The organism is Shewanella sp. MF05913 (genome assembly GCF_059758095.1).
Window position 1 is genome coordinate 1 of record NZ_JCAYNT010000057.1, and the last position, 1,059, is coordinate 1,059.

At 42.5% G+C, this 1,059-nt stretch carries 1 protein-coding gene; it reads right to left on the reverse strand.

Translation table 11 applies throughout. The features are described 5' to 3' along the window. Window positions 1-20: 20 nt before the first annotated feature. Window positions 21-1,059, reverse strand: a 1,039-nt coding sequence (locus AC19MV_RS22950) for an ISAs1 family transposase (RefSeq protein ID WP_498310035.1), incomplete at its 5' end; no start/stop codon positions are given.

The window sequence follows — 1,059 nt, forward strand, 5'->3', positions numbered from 1 at the left end:
CAGGGTAAGAGCATGAAAATTCACTTGCCAAAAATAACCTTTTCAAGGTAATTGGTGTTGCGATTAGCTTTCATTTGTTTTGCTCTTACTCCTTTCTTAAAGCTTGTCTCTGACTGAAGACGATTCACTGCAACATGCCTAACACTTGCCATGATTTCCGGTGCACCATCACGTCGGATACGACAATCATCTTCTTTCATTCCAACATCAAGTTTCCAGTGCAATCCATTTTCGATACTCCAATGCTCTCGGGCACTTGCTGCCAACTCTTCTGCCGTTAACGTGGCTGAACTGATGTAGTACCTAAAACTTAACTCTTTGGATACTTTGCCCTTTTCTTTTCGATAAGAAACGATCACCCCAACTGTTGTTAACATTGGCCAATCTGCCGCAGCGGGTATTTGACTCATGTCATTGGTAACAATACAGCATCGATACTCTTCTCTATTTCGTTGGTAATCCGCTTCCTGAAACAGCGTTCCATCCTGACACTGGCGGCTGATTTCTGGTCCTAATAATTTTTCAACCTGGGCCAATAACATAGGCTGATTGCCTTTAAGTGCCAGCAGGTAATTGGCATCTTTATCTAAAATTTTCTGGGCAATGGCTTTTTGACATCCCATGGCATCGATGGTGACTAGGCAACCTTTTATCTCTAATAGATCCAGCAGGACTGGAATGGCGGTTATCTCATTCGATTTACAGTCGGTTTTTTGTTGTCCAATCACCACGCCATTTTCGCAAGCAAACGCGCTCACCATATGAATGGCATCCTTTCTATCAGACTGATTAAATGAACCTTTTAATCTTTTTCCATCAATAGCAATCACTTGTCCAGCTGTGACTTGGTGGCAGTCTTGCATCCATTTAGAGAAGCAGGATTGAAACGTACCCATATCAATAGTGCTGATAACCCTCGCTATCGTGTCATGTTTAGGAATACCATTTTCAAAAGAGACAAATTTGCGTAACCAATCGAGACGGTCGTGTCCAAAATCCTCAATTTCTTCCCACCCTTGGCAGCCAGCAATCACTGCGCTGATGGTAAGAAATAGAATA